Origin of the sequence: Sphingomonas arantia (genome assembly GCF_042682045.1) — a bacterium.
In the GTDB taxonomy this organism is placed as follows: Bacteria; Pseudomonadota; Alphaproteobacteria; order Sphingomonadales; family Sphingomonadaceae; genus Sphingomonas_R; species Sphingomonas_R arantia.
The window spans coordinates 519,073-543,384 of the sequence record NZ_JBHUGS010000005.1 but is presented as its reverse complement, the minus strand read 5'-3'; the positions used below and the strand labels follow the sequence as shown (position 1 = coordinate 543,384).

At 70.0% G+C, this 24,312-nt stretch carries 15 protein-coding genes; 8 read left to right on the top strand and 7 right to left on the bottom strand.

Annotated features, from left to right (window positions below; translation table 11 throughout):
• Nucleotides 1–509: 509 nt before the first annotated feature.
• From ACFSGX_RS17560 to ACFSGX_RS17545, 4 genes are all read left to right on the top strand, one after another.
• Nucleotides 510–1,223 carry a LuxR C-terminal-related transcriptional regulator gene (locus tag ACFSGX_RS17560; RefSeq protein ID WP_380931590.1) on the top strand — a complete coding sequence of 238 codons (714 nt, stop codon included), beginning with the start codon at nt 510–512 and terminating at the stop codon, nt 1,221–1,223.
• A gap of 54 nt (nt 1,224–1,277) precedes the next feature.
• Complete coding sequence (locus ACFSGX_RS17555; protein WP_380931589.1) at nt 1,278–1,496, top strand: response regulator transcription factor; 219 nt, start codon at nt 1,278–1,280, stop codon at nt 1,494–1,496.
• A gap of 152 nt (nt 1,497–1,648) precedes the next feature.
• Nucleotides 1,649–1,909: a helix-turn-helix domain-containing protein gene (locus ACFSGX_RS17550; RefSeq protein WP_157176134.1), complete on the top strand. Its 261-nt coding sequence runs from the start codon at nt 1,649–1,651 to the stop codon at nt 1,907–1,909.
• Nucleotides 1,902–3,422 (top strand): undecaprenyl-phosphate glucose phosphotransferase, encoded by a 1,521-nt coding sequence (locus ACFSGX_RS17545; RefSeq protein WP_380931588.1) that lies wholly within the window; start codon nt 1,902–1,904, stop codon nt 3,420–3,422. The genes ACFSGX_RS17550 and ACFSGX_RS17545 overlap by 8 nt, the downstream gene beginning before the upstream one ends.
• 7 nt (nt 3,423–3,429) lie before the next feature.
• On the opposite strand, the gene ACFSGX_RS17540 is transcribed toward ACFSGX_RS17545, so the two are convergent.
• From ACFSGX_RS17540 to ACFSGX_RS17525, 4 genes are read right to left on the bottom strand one after another with little or no spacing between them, the layout of a single operon-like run.
• Nucleotides 3,430–4,086 carry a 4'-phosphopantetheinyl transferase family protein gene (locus tag ACFSGX_RS17540; protein ID WP_380931587.1) on the bottom strand — a complete coding sequence of 219 codons (657 nt, stop codon included), beginning with the start codon at nt 4,084–4,086 and terminating at the stop codon, nt 3,430–3,432.
• Nucleotides 4,083–5,087 (bottom strand): glycosyltransferase family 2 protein, encoded by a 1,005-nt coding sequence (locus ACFSGX_RS17535; RefSeq protein WP_380931586.1) that lies wholly within the window; start codon nt 5,085–5,087, stop codon nt 4,083–4,085. The genes ACFSGX_RS17540 and ACFSGX_RS17535 overlap by 4 nt, the downstream gene beginning before the upstream one ends.
• A complete protein-coding gene (locus tag ACFSGX_RS17530) occupies nt 5,084–11,569 on the bottom strand; it encodes an SDR family oxidoreductase (protein WP_380931585.1) in 6,486 nt (2,161 codons plus the stop codon). The genes ACFSGX_RS17535 and ACFSGX_RS17530 overlap by 4 nt, the downstream gene beginning before the upstream one ends.
• Before the next feature lie 4 nt (nt 11,570–11,573).
• A complete protein-coding gene (locus tag ACFSGX_RS17525; RefSeq protein ID WP_380931584.1) occupies nt 11,574–16,232 on the bottom strand; it encodes a MupA/Atu3671 family FMN-dependent luciferase-like monooxygenase in 4,659 nt (1,552 codons plus the stop codon).
• 162 nt (nt 16,233–16,394) lie between these two features.
• Here ACFSGX_RS17525 and ACFSGX_RS17520 point away from each other — a divergent pair, with 162 nt between their 5' ends.
• Nucleotides 16,395–16,532, top strand: a complete 138-nt coding sequence (locus ACFSGX_RS17520) for a hypothetical protein (RefSeq protein ID WP_380931583.1) — start codon at nt 16,395–16,397, stop codon at nt 16,530–16,532.
• Between the two features lie 82 nt (nt 16,533–16,614).
• Here the strand turns inward: ACFSGX_RS17520 and ACFSGX_RS17515 are convergent, their stop codons facing one another.
• Nucleotides 16,615–17,526 carry a glycosyltransferase family 2 protein gene (locus tag ACFSGX_RS17515; RefSeq protein ID WP_380931582.1) on the bottom strand — a complete coding sequence of 304 codons (912 nt, stop codon included), beginning with the start codon at nt 17,524–17,526 and terminating at the stop codon, nt 16,615–16,617.
• Nucleotides 17,523–18,728, bottom strand: a complete 1,206-nt coding sequence (locus ACFSGX_RS17510) for a glycosyltransferase family 2 protein (protein WP_380931581.1) — start codon at nt 18,726–18,728, stop codon at nt 17,523–17,525. Before ACFSGX_RS17510 ends, ACFSGX_RS17515 begins: the two co-directional genes overlap by 4 nt.
• Before the next feature lie 200 nt (nt 18,729–18,928).
• Between ACFSGX_RS17510 and ACFSGX_RS17505 the strand changes: the two genes are divergently transcribed.
• Genes ACFSGX_RS17505 through ACFSGX_RS17495 form a run of 3 tightly spaced genes read left to right on the top strand, consistent with a single transcriptional unit; the run spans nt 18,929 to nt 22,826 of the window.
• Nucleotides 18,929–20,284, top strand: a complete 1,356-nt coding sequence (locus ACFSGX_RS17505; protein WP_380931580.1) for a glycosyltransferase family 4 protein — start codon at nt 18,929–18,931, stop codon at nt 20,282–20,284.
• 13 nt (nt 20,285–20,297) lie between these two features.
• Entirely contained in the window at nt 20,298–21,446 is a 1,149-nt protein-coding gene (locus tag ACFSGX_RS17500) for a glycosyltransferase (RefSeq protein ID WP_380931579.1), read from the top strand.
• A 30-nt stretch (nt 21,447–21,476) separates the two neighbouring features.
• On the top strand, nt 21,477–22,826 hold the full coding sequence (locus ACFSGX_RS17495; RefSeq protein ID WP_380931578.1) for an oligosaccharide flippase family protein: 1,350 nt from the start codon (nt 21,477–21,479) through the stop codon (nt 22,824–22,826).
• Here the strand turns inward: ACFSGX_RS17495 and ACFSGX_RS17490 are convergent.
• Entirely contained in the window at nt 22,770–24,308 is a 1,539-nt protein-coding gene (locus ACFSGX_RS17490; RefSeq protein WP_380931577.1) for an O-antigen ligase family protein, read from the bottom strand. The two genes, ACFSGX_RS17495 and ACFSGX_RS17490, sit on opposite strands and share 57 nt — an antisense overlap.
• Nucleotides 24,309–24,312: the final 4 nt, after the last annotated feature.

Sequence of the window (24,312 nt, the reverse complement as noted above, 5' to 3'; positions counted from 1 at the left end):
CAGGTGGATAGTCGTGCGGGTAGGCGTCGCCTAATCGGGACGACACCGAAGCGGTCTCAACCTTTCGTCGAACCGGTGCTGTACCATTTTGCCGCGACGACGACATGATTGTGGCGGTTCGACCCCGTCTTGTGCGCGGGGTGACGATGGGATGCTCCCATAGCTTCAACCGGTCGCGGATTGTGCCACGTCGGCGGTAGTCCGTTCCCACTGTTCGCTGGAAAAGCTGGAAGGAACGTCGAGTCGTTTCGTCGCGCTTTCGTGACCGTTCGTGCCAGACGCATACTAACCGGACCGATTCCGGTCGGGAGGCTCAAGACAAGTTGTACGAAATACACGCCCGCGATCTTGCGTTGATTAACATTGTGAATTTTCTGTTAACGATCTTTCGTGATATGCGCTGCGCGCGCGGACAGTCCGCGATGTGAGTTCGTGACCCCTGCGGAAGCCCCGGATCTTCCGCCAACCGAAGAAATTCGGCTTTGCGTAGAACCAAATAGGAGCTCGCCGTGCAACAGTCGTTCAAGGTCGCGTTACTGGGTCCTGATTCGATCGTGCGTGAAGGGCTCCGCCATATCCTGGCCGAGAAGAATTTCGATGTGACGCAGTCTGTCGGGGATCTCGACCAACTGTCGGGGGACAATGACGACGATCTGCTGATCGTGGTGGACGGTCGCGTGGCGGCCGACGATGCGGCCGGCGTGCGGGTGCTGCGCGGCCGGTTTCCCGACGTGAAGCTTGTCATCCTGAGCGAGACGTTCGAGTTCGAGGCGATGGCCAGCGCCTTTCGCGCGGGCGTCCACGGCTATATCTGCCGCGCGATGCCGTTTGCGCCGCTGGTCCAGTCGCTGCGGCTGGTGGCGATGGGGGAGAAGGTGATGCCGTCGCACCTTGCCGACACGTTGCAGCGCTACCACGACTGGCCGAAGCGCGATCATGCGCGGCACCTGCTGGAAAGCGCCAACCTGTCGCTCCGCGAGCAGGAGATCCTCGGCTGCCTGATCACCGGCTGGTCCAACAAGATCATTTCGCGCCGGCTTGATATCTCCGAATCCACCGTGAAGGTGCATGTGAAGGCGATCCTGCGCAAGCTGGGGGTCGCGAACCGGACGCAGGCGGCGATCTACGGCGCGCATGGCGGTCTCCAGGTGCCAAGGCTGGCCACCAACGTGCCGATCCCGGTGTCGAAGCCCGGACCGGTTCTCGTCCGTGCCGCGGGCTGAACGGGGCGTTCCGCTCGCTCCGCCACGGACCGGGCGACCGGCGAGGCGGGGCCCGTGAACCCGACGCCCGAGGACCTGCTGTCCTGGCTGACGACGCGCGAACTGGAAGTCCTGAAAGCCGTCGCACGGGGTCTTTCCGCCAAGGAGATCGCCAAGCAGCTCGATATCGCGCCGCGCACCGTGGAACGGCACATCGACCATGTCCGCCTGAAGACGCGGACGCGTAATCGCGCTCATATGGTCGCGTTCGCACTGGAAAACGACATACTGTAGCAAGTGTTGCGCCGCCGCCGGTGCCCTGTTGGGAGCGCTAACCCCGACGGACCTACCCGAATGCGCATGCGACGTTAGTCTGAATATCCTCATACTGGTCCTACCAACACGGCCGGGGGACTCGGGCAGGCCGCAAACAGGGGGGATAGATAATGGCACGACAAGTCAGTGAACTGACGCGGCTGACCGGACGTGAGGCGCAGGTCTTGCGGCTGGTCGCCTGCGGGATGTCCGCAAAGGAAACGGCGCTGGAGCTGGAGATCGCACCATGCACCGTCGAACGGCATATCGAGAATGTCCGGCTGAAGACGCGGACGCGCAACCGCGCACACATGATCGCGCACGTCATCCGCGAGGGGTTGTTGCCGGTGCAGGCCGCCGAACGGCCGCTCGCGCTGGTGGTCGGTGGCTGACGCCGCAGTCGGCTACGCGGAACCGGTAGAACTGCGGGCGGTCGATCCGGTGGGATCGGCCGATGTGGCGGCGGCCGACGCGCGCATGATCGCGCCCGCCGCCGTGTCGTCGCCGGCGGTTGCCCGGCTGGGCCGCGCCTTGCCGTTCCAGCTTGTCGCGGTCGCGACGTGGCTGGTCGATCTCACCGCCATCATGCTTGCCGCGCTGGTGTGCGACGCGTGGCGCTTGCCGCTCTGGGGCGTCGTCCCGGTCGCGATCGCGTGCCACAGCGGCATCGCGCAGGCGACGGGCGGTTACGATACGGACGCCCTGCTGCTGGTGCGGCGGGCGTTGCCGCGCGTGCTGAACGCGTGGGTGGCAACGGTGCTGGCGCTGGCGACGCTGGGCCATGCGTTCGACGCGCAGATCGCGCTGCCATGGCGGGGCCTGGTGCTGTGGTTCGCGACTGGATCGATCGCGATCGTCGCCGGACGGATGTTCGGGTTGCAGGTCGCGCGCCAGTTGAAGCGTGCCGGGCTGTTCCAGGGCCGCGCCGCGGTGGTCGGGACGGGACGGCAGGGCGTCGCGTTTGCAGACCATTTAACGCGGAGCGACGGGCTGGCGATGCCGCTGGTCGGGTTTTTCGATGATCGGCCGGTGACGGCGGACGTGGCGGCGGGGCTGCCCCTGCCATATCTGGGCGGCGTCGCGGATCTGGTGCGGATGATCCGGGCGGGCGCGATCGACCGCGTGTTCCTGACGATGCCGTGGGCGGACGAGACGCGGATCGACGCGATCGTGCGCGCCCTGTCGGCGACGCCGGTCGACATCCTGTTGTTGCCCGATCGCGGACCGCTGGTGCCGGCCGGGCGATCGGCGACCGCGCAGGCCCGGTTGCGGTTCCTGACCGTCGGCGAACGGCCGCTGACGCCAGGACAGCGGTTTCAGAAGGCGGTGATGGACCGGACGCTGGCGTTGGTGGCGCTGATCCTGTGTGCGCCGCTGATGCTGGCGGTGGCGGTGGCGATCCGGCTGGACAGCGGCGGGCCGGTGCTGTTCCGCCAGTTGCGCGAGGGGCTGAACTGCCGCCCGTTCCACATCCTGAAATTCCGGACGATGTATGTCCAGGCCGGCGCAGCCCCGATCGTGCAGGCCGGCCGACGCGATCCGCGTGTGACGCGGGTCGGTGGGTTCCTGCGGCGCACGAGCCTCGATGAACTGCCGCAGCTGATCAACGTGCTGATCGGTCAGATGTCGCTGGTCGGGCCGCGCCCCCATGCCCCCGCGACGCGGGCGGGCGGGGTGCCGTTCGGCGAGGTCGTGGCGACCTATGCGGACCGGCACAAGGTGAAGCCCGGATTGACCGGCTGGGCGCAGGTGTGCGGCTGGCGGGGCGAGACGGCGACGACGGACCAGCTGATCCGGCGGCTGGAACATGACATGCATTATGTGAACAACTGGTCGATCTGGTTCGACGTCTACATCCTGGCGCGGACGGCGTTGACGGTGTTGGGTCAGCGATCGGCTTACTGACGCGCGATCAGCGGAGCTGCGCCCATGCGGCGACGAGCCCGGCGGCCGGCCGGAACGAGCCGACGTCGATCCGTTGGTCGCGATAGGCGAGGGCGCGGTGGGCTCCGTCGATCCCGCAATCCAGTTCGGCCAGCGGGATCGAGAGGCCGCGGCCGAGCGCCTTCGCGCACGCCTCCTTCCGGGTCCAGGCGCGCAGGAAAGCGGCGTTGCGATCGGCGCGTTGCAGCCGTGCGAAGGCGATCCGTTCCGGGCGCGAGCAATAACTGCGGACCAGGCCGGCGACGTTGCCAATGGGTCGGTCGGTTTCGAGGTCGATGCCGATCGCGCCGTGCTGCCCCAGCCCGATCAGCCCGACATCGCCGGCATAGCTGAGGCTGAGGTGCCAGCCGGACAGGCCGTCGCAGTGCCATTGTCCGGCGTGAGTCCGGTGATATCGCTGCGTCGCAGCCGGAACATGGCAATGTTGTTCGACCAGCTGCCGCAGCGCGCAATGCGCCGCCAGATAACGCTGGCGTGGCACCGAGCGAAGGAAGCGGGCCGCGCGATCCCGTTCCGTATCGGAAAGCCGAACGACCAGCCGCCGATCGGGTTCGACGGTCAGATCGACCAGCCAGAGTGACAGTGGCCCGGGAACGCCGCCGATCGCCGTGCAGGCGTCCGTCAAGAGATACGCGCGTCGAGCATGCCGGCGGCGCGCGGGAACAAGGCCGAATGGCGCAGAAAATCGCGGATCAGCCGGGGCGGATCGGGATCGGGCCGGCGGAACAGCCAGCGCCTTAGCCGCCAGCCGACATGCCCGGCCAGCCACGCCGCATCAGCCAGCGCGGCATAGGCGCGCCCGTGATGGCGGAGGAAATAGCGCCGGCGTGATTCGAACCAATAGTCCGGTACGCGGCGGAGCGCGGGGCGCGGCCCGGTCAATCCCGTGCTCTGCCCGGCGATGTGCATGACCGACGCCTGCGGCAGGTAGCAGGTCGGCCAGCCGGCGCGGGCGGCGCGGCGACAGAAATCGGTTTCCTCATAATAGAGGAAGTAGCGTTCATCCATGAGGCCGATCATCTCGAACACGCCGCGACGGACGATCATGCTGGCCCCGGACACCCAGTCCACCGGCTGGATGCGATCGCCCATCGGGCGGAGCACGGCGCGGTGCGACAGCAGGCGCGACACCGGGCCCAGCCGCGCGCCGCGTTCAAGCTCGCTCAGCACGCTGTGGAAGCGGAAGGCGTAATGCCATGGGCTGCCGTCCTCCTCGACCAGCGCGGTGCCGGCGATGCCGACGGCCGGGTGATCGGCGAAGAAATCCAGGATCGCGGCAGTCGCGCCCGGCTGAACGCGCGTGTCGGGATTGAGCAGCCAGCAGAGATCGGGCGGGTTGGCGCTGGTCAGCGCGGGGCGGATCGCGACATTGTTGCCGGCCGCGAACCCGCCATTGGTCGGCGCCGCGATCAACGTGGCCCAGCCATGCCACCCGTTCGCGGCGATCGCGGCGGCGATCCGTTCGTCAGAGCCGTCGTTCGACGCGTTGTCGACCACGCAGACGCTGAGCCCCGGGATGGCGGCAACCTCCGCCACCAGGCTTTCGAGGCAATCGATCACGAGGTCCGCGGTGCGGTAGTTCACGATCACCGCGAGCATGGTGGCCGGCGTGGATGATGGCGTCATGACACGGCCGCGAGCGTGGCCACGGGCGGAACCGCGGGCGCCGAATCCGTCGACGGTGTGGCGCGGCGCAGCGCCGCGTCGATCGCGTCCTGCAACCGTTCGGCGACCACGGTGACATGCGGTTCGCGCAGCAGCGTGAAATGCCCGCCGGGGACCGGGATCAGGATGATGTCGTCCTCCACCCGCTTGCCCCAGCCCAGCAATCGATCGGCGTAGCGTTCGGCGAACGGTTCGTCCTCCTCGTCCACGCCCGGCCCCGACGCCTTGAACAGCAGGACATCGCCGCCGCTGAACAGCCCGGTCGGCCGGTGCGCGCGGTGCGCCAGTTCGTAAAGCTGGAGGAAGGCGAGGTCGGGCCCGGCGGGTGTTGCGCCGTCCGGTAGCGAGGCATTTGGAGCCTGCGTGACCGAGCGCAACTGACGGCGGCGTTCGATGCGGGATCGTACCTCCCACGCCAGCGTGTTGCCCGCCTTGCGGACCAATTGCGATCCGACCGTGGCGATCGCGACGGGCGACGTGCCGCGCGCGGATTGCATCAGGTGGCGGAGCCGATCGATCCGCGCACGCATGACGTAGAAGCGCCGCATGTCGGCTTCGACGTCGGCGGCATCGAAGATCGCGACCATCGCCACCGTGGCGCCCGCATCCTGCAACTGGCGCGCCATTTCGAATGCGATGACGCCGCCCGCGCATAGCCCGGCGATCAGATAGGGGCCGTCGGGCTGTTGCCGGCGGACGCGTGCGACATAGTCCGCGGCCATGTCCGGGATGCTGACATAGCCGACGCTGCCGTCCGCCCGCCGCGCGGGTTCGATGCCGAACACCGCCTGGCCCGCCGCAAGCCGGTAGGCGAGCGAGCGGTAGAGCAACGTTTCGCCGAGCCCGTCATGCACGATGAACAGCGCGGACCGCGGATCGCCGGGGCGGATCGCGATCAGATCGGGTGCGCGGCGGGCGGGCGCGGCGTCGCTGACCAACCGGACCGCGTCGAGGCTGGTGACCGCGGCCAGCGAGGGCGTGTCGACATCCGCGCTGTCGGGTGCGGCGGGATCGAGCAGGGTTGCCAGGTGCGCGATCGTCGGACCCTGGAGGAGGGCGGCGAGCGGCAGGACCATGCCGGTCTGCTTGCGCAACCGATTGATGAACTGGACCGCCAGCAGCGAATGGCCACCCAGATCGAAGAAATCGTCGGACCGCCCGACATTGTCCAGTCCGAGCATGTCGCACCAGAGGCCGGCGATCGCCTGTTCGGTCGCGGTGCGCGGCGCATCGACGGCGTCGGTGCGGGGGGCCTTGGCGCGCGGGGCGAGCGCGGCGTGGAGGCTGGCCACCGCGGGATAGAGATCGACGGGCGAGACGACGAGGTGCGCGGCGGGACCGGCGGCCAGGATGCGGTCGATGACGGCCATCCCCTCCTGTGCGGTCAGCGACATGGCGGGCGCCGCTTCGGCCGGCACGATCGGACGCGCGACCGGCGTGGGCGAGGCGAGCAGCGTCGCGTCGCGTACGCGGATCATGGTGAAGCCGCTGGCGTCGATCAGGACGGTGCCGGCCGGATCGCAGACCGTGACGTCGAAGATCGCGAGCGCCGCGTCCGGTTCGGTCGGGCGCAGGCGGACGTGCGCGACGATGTCGGCGGGCAGGGCCCCGAGGATCCGCAACCGGCCCCAGCGCATGGGGGCGAGGAAATCGCGGGCGGGATCATGGCCGGGGATCAGCCACTGCGCACCGGCCGACGCCATGTCGAGCAGCGCCGGGTGCAGCAGCACGCGGTCGAGATCGGCATGGAAGGCGTCGGCGAGCCGGAGCGACAGCAACGCCTCGTCCGGGCCGCGGCGCGCGTCACGGATGGCATCCCAGCGCGGACCGAACCGCAGATGCGGGGCGGGAATGGCGGCGGCACGGACGGGTTCGGCGCAACGCCGCACGACGGCGTCGATGTCGATCGGCGCGGGCGCGGCATCCGTATCGTGCCCGATCGTGCCGCGGGCGTGAACGGTCCAGCCTGCGTCCGGAGACGAGGTGGCGCGGCCGTATAGGGCGAACGGGACCGCAGCCCCCGCCTGCATCGGCGCGATATGGATACGTAGGTCGCGCGTCTCGCCTGCACCGACCGCGAACGGCGCGAGGAACGCGGCGTCGGTCAGCTGGAGTGCGCCAGCGGCGGCGGGTGCGACGGCTGCGCGGACCAGTTCGAGGAAGCCGGTGCCTGGGATCAGCGCGCTGCCGTCGGCCAGGCGATGTTCGTCGAGCAGCCAGTGCGTAGCGGGGCCGATCCGTGCGGTGACGAGCAGGCCGCCGTCGGGGAGGTCGTGCTGCATATCGAGGAAGGGATGGTCGACTGGCACGCCCGCACCAATCGGTTCGGGCGGGCCGGCCGTGTCGGGGCGCGTGATCGCCGCCATGCCGACGTCGGACCAGCGGCTCCAGCCGACCGCCATCACGCGGGTGCGCTCGTCGTCGCGGCGGGACTGGGCGTAGGCGTCCAGGAAGGCGTTGCCGGCGGCGTAATCGGCCTGCCCCGGCAGGCCGGCGAAGGCGCTGACCGACGAGAACAGCAGCAGGAAGCGCGGCGGATCGGCGGCGAGTGCGGCCTCCAGCGCAAGGGTGCCGGCCAGTTTGGGGGCGATGACTGCGGACGCCGACGCCATCGTCTTGGACTGGATGACGCCGTCGTCGAGCACACCGGCGGCGTGGAAGACGCCGTCGATCGCCCCGAACCGGTCGCGGACAAGCGCGACCGCGCGGCGCAACGCCTGCGCATCGGCGACGTCGGCGGTGACGACCAGCACGTCGCCGCCGGCCGCCTCGACCGCCAGGATGCGGCGGATGACGGTTGCGTCGCGATCGTCCGGGTCCTGCGCCAGCACGCCGTCCCACTGATCCCGCGGGGGCAGCGCGGTGCGCGACAGCAGCGCGATCCGCGCCTGCACCGTGGCGGCGAGATGTCGTGCCAGCGCGAGACCGAGCCCGCCGAGGCCGCCGGTGATCAGGTAGGTGCCGCGCGTGCGCGGGTGGAGCGCGGGCCCCGGAACCGCGGCGGGCGGGGCGGGATCGAACGACTGCACCCAACGCTCACCTGCACGGTACGCGATGGTGGCGGCGGTGTCGGCCGCATGGTTTTCGGCGATCAGCGCGGCGGCGAGCAGGTCGCGCGCGCCGGCCTGCGCGGGCAGGACGACGTCGACGCTGCGGATGCGGATGTCGGGATATTCGGCCGAGACGGTGCGGCAGAGGCCGAGGATCGTCGCCTTTGTCGGGGCGAGCAGCCGTTCGTCGCAGACCCGCTGGATCCCGTCCGAGATCGCGGCGATGGCCACCGGCCCGCTTCCCGCCTCAGCCAGCGCCTGGACGAGGAAGAGCAGGCTGTAGAAGCCGGTTTGCTGGGTGCCATCGATCTGCCGGCGGTCGGAGCGCGCGGGTGTTTGCCCGGTCACCAGCCAGCAGTGGAAGATCTCGGTTGGCAGGCGGCCATCGGCGGCGAGGGCGGCGACGAGCAGGTCGTAGGCGGTTCTGTCGCCGGCCGGCAGGACGAAGCCGTCGGGTCCGTTGCGGCGGAAGACGCGACCCGTCTGGACCGTCGTCACGACCCGGCCCCCAGCGCGCAACCGGTCCGCGATCGCGGTCCCGAGGCCTTCGCGGTCCTGGAACAGCAGCACCGGTCCGTCGGTCGGCTCCCCACCGGGGAGCAGCGGCTTGCGGTGCCAGACGGGTGCGTAGAACCAGTCGGCGATGTCGGGGCGCCGCGCGGTTACGTCATGCTGCGGTCCCTGCGCTGCGGTCGCGCCGGGCTCGATCCAATGGCGGGTGCGGTCGAAGCTGTAGGTCGGCAGCGGGACGCGCAGGCGGGTTTCGCGCGACCAATAGGCATCCCAGTCGATCGCGACGCCCAGCGTCCAGAGCCGGCCCGCCACCGTCAGCAGATGCGCCATGTCGCCGACCGCCTCGGTCGGGTGGCGCATCGCGTTCAGCACCGGCTGGTCCGCGGACCGGGCGGGATGCCGGCGGGCGAGGCTGGACAGCGTGCGGCCGGGCCCGACCTCGAGCAGGATCTGGTCCGGGTGCTGCATCAGGCGGGCGAGCCCGTCCGTGAAGCGGACCGTTTCGCGCAAATGGCGGACCCAATATTCCGGGTCGGTCGCCTCGTCCGCGGTGATCCAATCGCCGGTCAGGTTCGATGCGAACCGCCGCGTCGGCGCATTCCACCGGACGGTCGCAAGGCAGGCGCGGAACGCGTCGAGGATCGGATCGAGCATCGCGGAGTGCGCGGCGACGTCGATCCCGACGGGTTGGCATTCGACCTCCGCGGCCGCCAGTGTCGCCTGCAGCCGGTCGATCGACGGCGCGGGGCCGGACGCGACGCAGATCTCCGCGCCGTTGATCGCCGCGATGGTCAGGTCCGGCGTCAGCAGCGCGCGTAATGCATCTTCCGAGGCCGCGACGCTCAGCATCGCGCCGCCGGGCACGGACTCGAACAGGCGGCCGCGCGTCGCGACGATGCGGAGCGCGTCTTCGAGCCCGATCACGCCGGCCAGGTGCGCGGCGGCATATTCGCCCGAGCTGTGGCCGATCATGGCGGACGGGGTGACGCCCCAGGCCTGCCATAGCCGGGCGAGTGCCACCTGGATGGTGAACAAAGCGGGCAGCGCCACCGACGGGCGTTTCAGTTCGGCGGCGGCCTGTTCGATGTCGTCGACCGCCGGGAACAGCCAGCGCCGCAAATCGATATCCAGCGCGCGGCAATGATCGATGCAGGCGTCGACCATGTCGCGGAACACCGGCTCTGCCTCGTAGAGGTCGCGCCCCATGCCGACATGCTGCGACCCCGCGCCGCAGAACAGGAACGCGACCGGGCGCGCGTCGCCTGCCTCCGCCGAATGGACGCGTGCCGGCGTGACGAGCGCGTCCGCCGCGTCGGCGATCCCGTTGGCCACGATCACGCGGCGATGCGTCAGCGCCTGCCGCCCGATCGACAGCGTGTAGGCCACGTCGGCCGGATCGAGGCAGGGGTGCGATGCGAGATGACGGGCCAGCGCCGCGGCGTTCGCGTCGAGCGCGGAGGCCGAGCGGGCGGACAGCGTGAAGATGTGGTGCCCGCGACCCGCGGTTCCCTTCGCCCGTTCGGGGGCGTCCTCAACGATCACATGCGCGTTCGTGCCACCCACGCCGAGCGAGCTGATCCCGGCGCGGCGGGGCCCGTGCGCGGCGCGCGGCCAGGGGGTGAGCCGGGTGGTGACGCTGAACGGTGTCTGCGCGATGTCGCAGCCGGGGTTGGCGGTGCTGTGGTTGAGTGTGGGCGGCATCTGACCATGGTGCAGCGCCAACGCGACCTTGATCAGCCCCGCGACGCCCGCCGCGGTATCGGTATGGCCGATATTGGCCTTCACCGATCCGAGCCCGCAATAGCCGGTGCGCGCGGTGTGGCGGCGGAATGCCCGGGTCAGTGCGGCGACCTCGATCGGATCGCCGACCGGCGTACCGGTGCCGTGCGCCTCGACATGATCGATCGTGTCCGCCGATATGCCCGCGACGGCGAGCGCCTCGGTCACTGCCTGGGCATGACCGTCCAGGCTGGGGGCGAGATAGCCGACCTTGCCCGCGCCGTCGTTGTTGATCGCCGATCCGCGGATGACCGCATAGACATGGTCGCCGTCCGCCACTGCATCCGCCAGCCGGCGCAGCACGACGATGCCGACGCCGCTGCCGAACACGGTCCCTTCGGACGCCGCATCGAACGGCCGGCAATGGCCGTCGGGCGAGAGGATGCCGCTTTTGTCATAGGTATAGCCATGACCGTGCGGCAGTTCGATCGACGCGCCGCCCGCGATCGCCATGTCGCATTCGCCGGTCAGCAGGCTCTGCGCCGCCATGTGCACCGCGACGAGCGAGGTGGAGCAGGCGGTCTGGACGTTGAGGCTGGGCCCCTTCAAGTCGAGCAGGTAGGAGACGCGCGTCGTCAGGAAATCCTTGTCGTTGCCGGTATGGCGCAGCAGAAAGCGGCCGACATCGCGGACGAGCAACGGGTTGGTGAGCAGGTTGCTCGCCAGGTAGCTGTTGTGGCCCGACCCGCCGAACACCCCGATCGCGCCGTCGAAGCGCGCCGGCACATGGCCGGCATCCTCCAGCGCCTCCCATGCGCATTCCAGGAAATGGCGGTGCTGCGGATCCATGATCGCCGCGTCGCGCGGGGACAGGCCGAACAAGGCGGCGTCGAAACAGTCCATGTCCGCGATCGGCGCCCCGGCGCGGACATAGTCGGCGGAGCCCAGCAACGCCGGATCGACACCGCGGTCGCGCAGTTCCTCGTCCGAATAATGGACGATCGATTCGACGCCGTCGCGCAGATTGGCCCAATAGTCCGCGGGGTTGCGCGCGCCGGCGAAGCGGCAGGCCATGCCGACGATCGCGATCGCGGTGTCCGCTGCGGCTTCGCCGTCGGCGGCTCCGTCGTCGGCGCGGAAGAGATCGGTCGCATGGTCCATGGGGTCAGCCCCTCGTCACGGTGGCAAGCGCGGGTCGCGCCCCGGTGCGGCCACGGCGCAGGACGGCGCGCCGCCCGGACGCGCGCGCCTCCGCCGCCTGGGCCGCGCTGTCGTCCTCCCCGTCCGCCAGGTGGCGGGCGAGCGCGGCGACAGTAGGGAAGCGAAAGATATCGGTGAGCGCGAGCGGGCGGCCGACCAGATCGCGCAGACTGCGGTGCAGCTGGACCGCGAGCAGCGAATGGCCGCCAATGTCGAAGAAATTGTCGTTCCGGCCGACCGCGTCGAGTTTGAGTACGTCGCGCCAGACCGTCGCGATCCGCGCCTCCAGCCCCTCCATCGGCACCGCCAACGCGGCGGGGGCGGCCGGCTGGACCTGTTCGGGCGGCGGCAGCTGCGCGCGGTCGAGCTTGCCGTTCGGCGTGCGGGGCAGCGCCGGCAGCGCGACCACGAAGCCCGGAACCATGAATTCGGGCAGGCGCGTGCGGAGGTAGGCGCGCAGATCGTCCGGCGCGGCCCCGGCGGCGGGGACATGATAGGCGATCAGCCGGACGTCGCCGGGCGTATCTTCCCGCGCGACGACGGCGGCCTGCGCCACGGCGGGGTGCGCGGCGAGGACGGATTCGATCTCGCCCAGTTCGATGCGGTGGCCGCGGATCTTCACCTGGTTGTCGATCCGCCCGAGATAGTCGAGCAGGCCATCGGCGTGTTGCCGGACAAGATCGCCGGTCCGGTAGCCGCGCGTATCTTCCAGGAACGGCAACGGCACGAAGCGTTCCGCGGTCAGCGACGGCCGGCCCAGATAGCCGCGCACCACGCCCGCCCCGGCGATGACCAGTTCGCCCGCGATGCCGGGCGGTACCGGCTGTTGCCGACTGTCGAGCACGAAGCAGGCCTGGTTGGCGAGCGGGCGGCCGATCGGGACCGCGCCAGGAGTGCCGTCGAGCCGGTGCGTGGTGGACCAGATCGTCGTTTCGGTCGGCCCGTACATGTTGACGACGGTGCCGCCGACGAGCGTTTCGAGCCGGCGGGCGAGCGCGGGGGGGAACGCCTCGCCCCCCACCATCATCATGTCGAGCCGCGCGAGGGCGGGTGCGGCCGCGTCGTCCGCGACCAGCATCTGCGCCAGCGAGGGCGTACACTGGAGATGGGTGACGCCGTGCCGGAGCATGAGCGCGACCGGGCTCTGATCGAGCTGTGGCGGATCGATCGCGAGCTGCCGCAGCCGATCGAGTGCGGGGAGATGATCGAGCACGGTCTGCGCCGGCACGCCGAAATCGATCAGGCACGCAATCTCGTCGACGCCCGCCGCGCGGACCCGGTCGACCATCGCGAGGCAGTGCGCGGGCGTGCCGAACAGGCCGCCGGTGTCGTGATAGCGCGTGAAGGCATGATCGAGCAGCGCCGCCATCTCGTCATCGTCCAGTCCGGCGAGATCGGGCTGCGTATCGGTCATGCCCGGGCGGCGGCGGAAGGCGGGAAACGACCAGCCGAACGATTTGAGCAGGTTGGTGGAGGTTCGCAGATAGTCGGTCAGCGGTTGCCGGACGGCGTCGCGCACCGCGTCGGGATCGTCGCCGACGAAGCTGTGGAGCATCAACGCGACCTGGCCCGACCCCGCATGGCCCGCGGCGGCGAATGCGGCGCGGTAGGTGGCGATCTTGTCGGCCAGTTCGGCCACCGTCTGGCCGAGCAGATGGGTGAGGACCGACGCGCCGGCCCGGCCCGCGGCGGCGAAACTGTCCGGGTTGCCGGCGGTGGTGATCCAGAACGGCAGTTCCGGTTGCACCGGGCGCGGGAAGCTGCGCACCGCGACGTCCGATCCGAGCGGGCCGGGGAAGCTGCGCGGCTCCCCCCGCCACAGGCCGCGGACGGCGTCGATCCCGGCCATCAGCGCGGCCGGCCGGTCCGCAAAGGCATCGGGGCGCAGGACGAAATCGTCGGGCTGCCACCCGGCGGCAAAGGCGATGCCGGCCCGGCCGTGCGACAGCGTGTCGACCAGCGCCCATTCCTCCGCCACGCGGAGCGGATGATGCAGCGGCACGACGACGCTGCCACCGCGGATCGCGACGCGCGTGGTGATCGCCGCGATCGCCGCGCCGGTCACTGCCGGGTTGGGATAGAGCCCGCCGAACGCATGGAAATGGCGTTCCGGCGTCCAGACCGCGGAGAAGCCGTGGTCGTCCGCGAAGCGCGCGCCGTCCAGCAGCAGGCGGTAGGGATCGGGATCGTCGCCGCTGTCGGCATTGCCGAAGTAGAACAGGCTGAACGCGACCGGCCCGCGGGGGGCGGCGGTGGCGCGCGACGTCGCGGCATCGGCCGGTGCGATCACGACATGCGCGCCGCGGGCGACCGTCCAGCAGAGTTCGAGGACGGAAATGTCGAAACTGAGGCTGGTCACCGCCAGCCAGACGCCGCCCGGTTTGATCAGCGCATCCATGCCGGCGAAGAAGTTCGCGACGTTGCGATGTTCGACCATGACGCCCTTGGGCAGGCCGGTCGATCCGGAGGTGTAGATGACATAGGCGAGGTCGGCGGGCTCCGCGCCGCCGTCAAACGCGGTATCGGGCAACAGCGTGATGACGTCCGCGTCCTGGTCGACGCACAGCACGCGCGCCGGGCCGGGCGGTAGCGTGGCGGCCAGCGTCGTGCGGCTGACGATGAGCGGCGCGGCGCTGTCGGCGATCATGTGGGCGATCCGGGCGGCGGGGTAGGCCGGGTCGAGCGGGACATAGGCGCCGCCCGCCTTGTGGATGCCGATCAACGCGACAACCATGTCGAGCGAGCGTTCGAGGTGCAGCCCGACCAGCGTTCCGCGGCCCACGCCGAGTGACGCGAGGTGGCGCGCGAAGCGGTTCGCCCGCGCGTCCAGATCGGCATAGTTCAGCGTGACGCCGTCGCAGGTCAGCGCCGGCGCGTCGGGCGTGCGTGCGGCCTGTTCGGCGAACAGGTGGTGGACGCAGGCATCGTCGCGCCACGGGGCCGCCGTCTGGTTCCAGCCATGAACCATCCGGGCCAGGTCGGCGTCGGCCATCAGCGGGAGGAGTGCCACCGGACGATCGGGATCGGCGTGGCCGGCGGCGAGCAACGCGTGGAACGCCGAGCGGATCGTCGCGAACAGGGCCATGTCGAGCCGGGCAGGATCGTGGATCCAGCGGCAACCCCGGCCATCCGTCCGGATTGCGAGCGTGAGGGTGGCGCTATCATCGGCATCCGCGTCGTCGAGCCGATCGACCAGGGTCACCGCGACGGGCAGGTCGGTGTCGATCCCGGCGAGTTCGGGGCTGCGTGCGACGAGGTCGATGGCGTAGCCGATATGGCGGTGGAGGCGGCGGATGTCGGTTTCGAGCGCGGCGGCCAGCGTGCCGAGCCCCGCCTGCCAATCGATATCGACGCGCAGTGGCAACCGGCGCGCGACCCAGTGGGCGACGGGCGCGTCCTGCGCGGCGAAGACCGGATCGGAAAAGCCGATTTCGAACCCGGATCGGTCGGCGACGCGGGCAAGGCACGCCACCGCTGCGGCGAGCAGGAGGTGGCTGTCGGCATGGCCGTCGACCGCATCGTCGGTGACGGCGCGTTCCTCGGCGGGCTCGCCGGTTGACAGGTCCAGCATCGGCGGGCGGGACTGCGCCAGGCGCCGGCGCCACCAATGTTCATGCCCGGCGCACGCGGCGTCATGAACCGACAGCGCCGCAAGATCGGTCGCAGGTTCGAGCCGGCCGCCGGGGCACAGCCCGAACCGGTCGATCGCATCGGGCAGCGCGATCATGCGACCGTCGATCCCGGCAATGCGGACCAGCGCGAGATCGGTGGTGCCGGTCGCGACATGGAGGGCGGTGCGGTCGGCGCGGACGATCGTGCCCGGCGCGGCGGTGGAGGCATCGGCGAGCGGTGTCGCCTCCACCACCAGCAACGGCGTGCCGCGGAACGCCGTCTTCGGCATGCCGAGCGGGTTGCGGTGGCCGCCGAAATCGAGTGCGCGGACCATGGCGGCGATGGCGTCCGCCGGGCGATCCCACAGGATCATCGCGGCGGCGAACGGCCGATCGGCGCGGCTGTAGTAGCGCGTCGGTGGGGCGTCCTGCGGCCGGGGGGCGATCGTTCCGGCGGCAAGGCCGTCGATCAGCGCGGCGAAGCTGGCGATCCCCTCGGCGAGGCAGCGCGTGTTGAGCGAGTGGGCGGTTTCGCCGACCTCGATCCCGAACGATCGCGTGACGAGGATATTGCCGCGGTCGACCTCCGCGGTCATCGCGTGCCACGTCACGCCGTGACGCCGTTCGCCGTTCAGCAGCGCCCAGGCCGGCGTATTGAGACCGGCATAGTCGGGCAGGACGCCGTCGTGGAAATTGATCGCGGCGTGGCGCGGCAATGCGAGCGTCTCGGCCGACAGGACGGACAGGTTGGTGATGCTGAACAGATAGTCGAACGGGGCGAGCGCCGGGAGCTGCGCCAGCGTCGTCACGGCGATGCCGGCCTCCTCCGCCCAGCTAAGGATGGCGGGCGCGTCGCTCACGACCGCCACGATCCGGTGACCGGCGGCGATCAGCATGTCGCCGCACCGCATCAGCAGCGTTTCCGACCCGATCAGGACGCAGCGCCAGCGCGGTCCGCGCACGGGCAGGGCGGGGAAGGTGGGGCCCCGGTCCGGCAGCCCGTCCGGCGTCATGACAGGACCGCCCGGGCCGACCGGCGGCGCGCGGCCTGGCCCCCGGCGATGCTGGCACTACAGAGGAGGGCCAGCGCGGTACCCCAGGTCACGGCGGCGTCAGGGGCGTCACGGGAGTCGCGATCGCGATCCGCGCGGCAGGCCATAGCGGGCGAGGCCGGCGTGGCGGCGGCGCAGGTGCGGGCCGGTGCGGGCGTCGCGAGCAACAGCGTGCAGGCGACGGGCACGGACGTGACCCACCAGTATCGCATCATCATTCCCCCCGTATTCGGTATCGATCCTGACGAACGATCGATGTAGTCTGGTAGGACGATCCGCAAAGATCGCCAAGTTGGTCGATTATGTGGTGGATTCTACCATCCGCCCATTCATGCTTGCGCCATCATTTATATTCGATAAGCCGCCTTTGTCGGGACCAATAGTCGATCTGTCCATGGAGATGCGGCAGTTTTCCGATGGTCGTGTAGGTCGCATACAGCGCGCCGCGCCGGACGAGCAGGCGCAGCCACAGCAGCGGCCAGAGCGGCCAGCCGACCGGGGTGGACCAGAAGATGTTGCTCGCCACGATCCGCAGCAGCCGGGTGTCGAGCCCGTCGCGCATCGTCAGCGCCTGCGCATGGGCATAGCCGCTGCGCCGATTGCGCTGCCACCACTGGCCGAACCGGGTCATCGCCGCATCGTGCCGCGTCATGGCGTGATCGATGCGGTGGATCGTCCAGCCGGCGCGCGACAGGCGGTGGCAGAGTTCGGGTTCCTCGCCCGCGATCAGCGTGTCGCAGAAGCCGTCGACGGCGGCAAAGGCGTGTGCGCGGAACAGCGCATCGCCGCCACAGCTTTCGGTCCGGCCGATCCGCGTGTCCCATTCATGGTCGCACAGCCGGTTGTAACGGCTGGCATCCGGGAAGCGTTCGCGCCGCCGGCCGCAGACGACCGCGGCGTCGGGCACGGCGCGCAGGAACGCGGTGGCGGCGGCGACCCAGCCGGGTTCGAGGTCGCAGTCTCCGTCGACGAACTGAACGAGGTCGACGGCGGGGAGGAGGATCCGCAGGCGGGCGAACCCGGCATTGCGCGCGCGGGCGGCGGTGAAGCCCGAGCCGATCGGCAACCGGACGACATCGACGCCGAGCGACGCCGCGATTTCCCGGCTGGCGTCCTGCGATCCCGAATCGACATAGACTATCGTGGCGATCTGGTCCCGCACGCTGGCCAGCGCGCGGCCGAGCCGCGCTGCTTCGTTGCGGCCGATGACGACGGCGCCGATCACGGGCGGATTGGGCGGCTGGGTTCGGTTCATGGCTCGCGACTCGTGCGGATCCAGCTGTGCTCGCGACGGCGGAGCAGGCGGAGGTAGATCGGCTGTTTCCAGGCGACGTAGCCGAGCAGGTCCGCGATCATGCGCGGGGGCAGGACGGCGCGGCCGAACCGCGACCAGACGAGCGCGAGCACGCCCGCGAACAGGCAACCGACCGTAAGCAGGAAGAGGAAGGGTGCCGCCGAACTGCCGATCACGCCCACTAGCCCCAGGACGAGCAGCGTCGCGCCGACGAGCGCGGCGAGCAGGGCGAGCGGCGGCACGCTGAGGTCCGCGGCGATCAACAGCAAAGCGGGCCGTCGTGCGAGGCCGGCGGCGATCAGGCGGGGCAGGTAGGCTGTGGCGGTGGCCAGCATGCCCTGTTCCCACCGGGTGCGCTGCGTCGCGGTCGCGGTGAGCGACGCGGTGGCGGCCAGGAACCGCGCGTCGTCCGCGAAGCGCACCGTCTCGCCCGACAGCGCGAGGTCGAGCCCGAGCTTCATATCCTCGACCAGCGAGGCGGTGGCGAGCGGGGCGGTGGAGAAGATCCGCCACGGCATCGCCATGCCCGATCCCTGGAGCTGTGCCGTGCCGGCGATCCGGTCGAGCCCGCGCTGGCGCACCATGTTGCGGACCATGAACGCGAAGGCGGAGATCCGGACGGCGGCACCGGCCGTCGCCGGCGGATCGAGCAGGTAGCGCCCCTGCACCGCGGCGTCGTGCCGCGCGGCGCTGGCCGCCAGCCGGCGCAGCGCCCCGGGCAAAGGCCGGCAATCGGCGTCGACCAGCAGGACGATCGCCGGCGGATCGGCGGCGATTCGGTCGCGCCCGAATGCGAGGGCGTAGGCCTTGCCCCGCAGGCCCGGCGCGGTGCGTTCGACGACGTCCGCGCCGGCCGCGCGCGCGATTGTCGCGGTGGCGTCCGTGCAGTTGTCGGCGACGACCAGGACCCGGTCGCAGGGCCGGAGTTCGGCATGGATCGCGGTCAGGACCGGACCGATGCCGGCCGCTTCGTCATGCGCCGGGACGAGCACGACGAACGGCGGCGGATCGCTGGCGGCGTCGGGAAATGTGCCGGCGGGGTCACGCAGGCCCGCGAGGCATTCGACGATCACCACGGTCATCGGCCAGGCGGCGATGCCGGCCAGCAGCCAGGCCAGCGCGGTCAAGACGGACGTCCCGACCGAGGCGGTCTTGATCGGCATGGGGGTCGGTTCATGGGGCCACTCCTGCGTCCGGGCAGCATCGCGGAGCGGGCGGTACGGAAGAATACCGGCGCCGCCCCACGACGTATCCCGTGGGGATTTCCCGGCGGGGGGACGACGGCACAGGTTGGTCGCAACTGGCGGAGCGTTCGGCGGCGCGGGTATCGAACGGCGGACACGACCAGGAAAAGGACGGCGGGATGCAGATGGAGTCGATCGAGCCCGACCGGCCGATGCACATCCTGCTCGTCGCGGAGAACATCTCGTTGCGGCTGAGCGGCGAGACGATCCTGCCCTATCATTATCTGACCGAGTTCCTGGCGGCGGGGCACGAGGTGCAGGTCATCTGCCATGAGCGGGTGCGCGAGGATCTGCGGCGCGACCTGCCGCCGGTGATCTTCGCGCGGGTGCGGTTCGTGGCGGACGGGTGGTTGCAGCGCCGGCTGTTCGCGTTCGAACGGTTCCTGCCGCACCGGGTGCAGGACCTGATCGTCAACCAGCTGATCCAGATCCTGACGCAGTTCCGGGTGCGGCGCATGGCGAGGGCGTTGATCGCGGAGCAGCGAGTGGACGTGGTGTTCCAGCCGACGCCGATCGCGGCGAAGGCGGTCAGCGCGCTGTTCGGGCTGGGGCGGCCGGTGGTGATCGGCCCGATGAGCGGCGGGATGGCGTTGCCGCCCGCGTTCCGCACGCTGGACGGGCCGGTCGTGACGCTGATGATCCGGGCGGCGCGGGCGGGGTCCGCGGTTTTGCACGGGCTGATTCCCGGCAAGCGCCGCGCCGCCGCGCTGATCGTCGCGAACGAGCGAACACGCGCCGCCCTGCCAGCGCGGACGAGTGGGCGCGTTTACATGCAGATGGAAAGCGCGGTCGACCTGCGCCGGTGGCAAGAGCGGGCGCCGTTGCCGGACGATCCCGACGGGGTCGTGTCGTTCATCTTCTGCGGCCGCTTCGTCGACTGGAAGGGGATCGGCTATCTGGTGCGCGCTTTTGCATTGCTGGCGCGGGACGGTGCAGGCGACGGGCAAGCGCGGCGGCGCGTGCGGCTCGATCTGGTCGGCGACGGGGAGTTGTTCGACACGATCGCCGCGCTGGTCCGGCTGGAAGGGCTGGAGGCGCAGGTCGTGCTGCATGGGCGGTTGCCGATCGAGGCCTATGTCGATCTGCTGACCCGGACCGACGTGTTCGTGACGCCGTCGCTGCGCGAATGCGGCGGGATGGCGATGATGGAGGCGATGGCCACCGGCCTGCCCGTAATCGGTGTCGATTGGGCGGGTGCCGCGCAATATGCCGGCCCGGACTGCGCGCTGCTCATCGATCCGGCGTCGGAGGATGCATTGGTCGAGGGGCTGGCGGCAGCGATGCGGGCGCTGGCCGACGACGCGCCGCTGCGCCGTCGGCTGGGTGCGGCGGCCCGCTGGCATCTGGAAGAGGCCGGGCTGGGCTGGGACGAACAGGCGCGGCGGGTGCTCGCCATCCTGTCCGCGACGATCGCCGAGCAGCGGCCAGCGATCGAGACACCGCAGGCGGCGACCGCCGTCCCCGTTCCCGCATGACCGGAGTGGCAGCATGACCGATGATGAGCTTGGCCCGCCGGGTCGCATCGATATCGTCTTCTATACGCGGCAGCTGCACAATGGCGGGGTCGACCGGGTCGTGTTCAACCTGGCGGAGGAATTCCAGGCGCGCGGGCTGGTGCCGTTGATCCTGGTCGACCTGGACAATCCTTATTCGCCGTTCCGCACACTGATCCCGCCCGGCATCGCGTACCGCGTGCTGGATGCGCGCGACCCGGTGACGCGGATGGTGAAGCTGGTCCGGTTCCTGCGCGAACGGCGGCCGCGCGCGATGATGTGTACCAGCTTCGGCTTTCCCAACCTGTATGCCGTGGTGGCGCGGCGGCTGGCGGGAATCCCGTTGCGGCTGATGCTGACCGAACATTGTTTTCCGTCGGTCGATCGCGCCGCGCCGCGGCCGTGGCAGGCGCGCTACTGGTTCTTCCCGCTGGCGCACTACCTGTACCCGCACGCCGATTCGATCGTAGCGGTCAGCCGCGGGACGGCGAACGACCTGGCCGACGTGCTGCGCATCGATCCGGGATCGATCGAATGCATCTACAACCCGATCGTGAGCGATGCGCTGATCGCGCAATCGCGCGAGGCGGTCGACCATCCGTGGTTCACCGCATCGGACGTGCCGGTAGTGATCGCGGTCGGGCGGCTGGAACCGCAAAAGAACTTCGCGATGCTGATCCGCGCGTTTGCACAGGTGCGCGCGACGCGGACCGTGAAGCTGCTGATCCTGGGGGACGGGCAGGAGCGGGAGATGCTGGAGACGTTGGTCCGCACGCTGGGGTTGGACGAGGATGTCGCCATGCCGGGCTTCGCGCCGAATCCGCATGCCTATGTGGCGAAGGCCGCGCTGCTGGTGCTGTCGTCCGATTTCGAGAGCCTGGCCAATGTGGTGATCGAAGCGATGGCGGTCGGCACGCCGGTGATCGCCACCGATTGCCCGTCCGGCCCGGCCGAGGCGCTGGCCGGTGGGCGGTACGGGACACTGATCCCGGTCGGCGACAGCGACCGGCTGGCGACCGAGATGCTGCGCGTGCTGTCGGAACGCGCGCCCGCGGCTCCGCCTGCCGACGGCTGGCTGGGGCAGTTCACGACGGCGCATGCGGCCGACCGGTATCTGGAACTCCTGACGCCGGCCGCGGCGTGAGCGGGGGCAGGCGGGGGGCGCCGTCCCGACATGGCTAGTGCCGCGTTCCCGCCGACGTGGCGGACCGCGCTGACCAGCGGCACCAGCATGGTCGCGGGCACGATCGTGGCCGCCAACGCACTGCGTATCCTGAGCACGATCATCCTGACGCGCGCGCTGTCGCCCGCTGATTTCGGCGTGGCGGGGATCACCGCGGCGATCCTGGTCGTGATGGGGATGATCTCCGACTTCGGGTTCGGCGTCTATATCGTCCAGCACCCGCGCGGGGACGAGCCGCGGCTGCTCGACATCGTCTGGACGGTGCGGCTGATCCGGTCGGCGCTGCTGACGCTAATCCTGCTCGTGTTGGCCGGGCCGATCGCCGGGCTGCTCGACAAGCCGGCGATGCAGGCGGTGATCGTCGTCACCGCATTCCAGTTCGTGATCGAGGGGATGTCCTCGCTGGCGCCGTTGTCTGCCATCCGGCGGCAGCGGCTGGCGATGCTGAGCCTGCTCGATATCGTGACCGCGGTGTCGCAGACGGTGATCGGCATCCTGCTCGCGCTGTTGCTACACAATTACTGGGCGATCGTGATCGGCGGGTTGATCGGTACGGCGCTGCGATCCGTGCTGAGCTACGTCCTGTTCCCCGGATCGCGGCGGCGGTTCGGCTATGACCGGGCGGAGGTGACCGCGCTGTGGCGGTTCGGGCGGACCGTCGCGGGGGCGCACACGATCCAGGTGCTGCTGTCGAATTTCGATAAGTTCGCGCTGTCCCGGCTGGTCCCGTTCGGGGTGTTCGGGCTGTATGTGCTGGCGTCGAACCTGTCCGGTGCGCCGTCCGCTTTTACGCAGCTTTATCCAAACCGCGTCCTGCTGCCGGCCTATGCCGATGCGCTGCGGCGGGGGAGTGATGCGCTGGCCGCGGTCTATTATGCCGGGCGGCGCTGGGTGATGCTGCTGTATCTGGTCGCGATGGGCGGGTTCATCGCCATGGCGCCGGCGGTGATCCACCTGCTCTACGATCCGCGTTATGCCGATGCGGCGCGGTACATGCAGATCCTGTCGATCGCGCCGGCCTTCGCGCTCAACAACTATGCCGCGCGCGAGGTGCTGATCGTCGCGGGGCGGGTGCGGACGTTGCTGATCGCGAACCTCGTCCGGCTGGGCTGGCTGCTGGCGATGGGGACGGCCGGGTTCCTGATCGCCGGGCCGATCGGGCTGGTCGCCGCGGTGGGGCTGATCGAGATCCCGGTCATGCTGTACTGCTGGTACGAGCTCGGCCGGATCGGGGTGTTCCGGATCGGCGAGGAACTGCTCATGCTGGCGGCGCTCGGTGTCGGACTATTGCTGGGCATGGGCGGGAACGAAGCGTATTTCCTGCTGTTCGGCGGCGGCTGACGCCACCGGCCGCGCGCGGCGACGGCGCGCGGCGACGCCGGCCCCCGCGGCGAGCAGCACGATGTAGGTGATCTCGTTCCGGCCGAAGCTGGTGGTCGTCAGGCTGCCCATCATGCCGATGAGGCCGGCGAAGCAGGCGGCCCCGGCGGCGCGGGCATCGGCGTCCAGCCGCGGACCGCGGGCGAACAATGCGGCCAGCACCGCCGCGAACATCGCGAAATAGAGCAGCCCGCCGAACACGCCCGCCTGGATGAAGATGACGAGTGGCTGGTTGACCAGGTCGACGATCTGTTCGCCCGTCTGGAGGAAGGCGAGCTTCTCCAGCAGCGTTTTCATGCTGATGCCGGTCAGCCAGTTCTCGCGGATCAGTTGCAGCCCGGCGGTGAGCAGTTGCGAGCGATAGTCCACGGAGCCGGCGGCATCGTCGCTGATGCCGATCGAGGCGGCGACCACCGGGAGATAGCGCGCCGCCACGAGCAGGACGCCCATCAGCGCGGGCAGGACCAGCAGCAGCGTGGCAAGCTGACGCCAGCGCCGTTCATAGGCCGCGCACGCCGGCAGCCCGAGCGCGACGACGATGTAGCCGACCCGCGCGAAGGTGAAGAGCAGCCCGGCGGACAGCAACAAGGCGAGACCGGCGGTGATGCGGCGCGGTCCGATCCGATCGCGCAGCGCGAAGACCATGACGATCAGCAGGCCGAACAGCAGCGAAAGGCCGGTCGATTCGCCGTAGGTGACGTGCGCGCGGAGCAGCCCGTCGCGCTGCTTGGTATAGCCGGAGATCAGTTCCGGATCGGCGTTCGCCGCCGCCGGCATCGAATCGTAGAACAGCCAGTGATGAACCGATTCCGCAGGCGCCATGACCGCCAGCACGCAGCCCGCGACGACGAGCGACAACAGCAGCATGTCGGGTGCGCGCGCGCGCAGGCAGGCGCGGCTGACGATCAGATAGGGCAGGCCGAGGTTCATCAGGACATTGAGCGTGGCGCGTACCGCAAAGCCGGTATCCTGGCCCCGAGCATTCATGAACAGCTGGACCAGGATCATGATCGCGGCCAGCACATCCCAGCGGGCGAGCGACGACGTACGCAGGCTCTGCCCCGCGCGAATCATGGCCATCACCATCCCGAACGACAGCAGGTTGACGTATGTCATCTGCACGAGCGTAAGGCCGGACACGGCGACGGTGCGCGTCAGGATCGGCATCATGGGCAGTGCGAAGACGTAGAGCCGGGCGCGGAGCGCGACATCGGCGGCGTGCGGCAGTTCCAGGCCGCGGCCGGTGATCGCGGGGGCGAGCAGCATCAGGCCCATCGTCCCGATCGCGAACAGCGTATAGGTGCCGCCGAAATTGGCCGCGACCGGCAGCGCGAGCGCGAGCGTCAGCTGATGCGGACCGGCCGACCGACCGATCGCGCCCGGCACCGCGCGCAGCAGCAGCAAGGTGATCAAGCTGAGCACCAGGATGACGACGGTGGCCATGCGC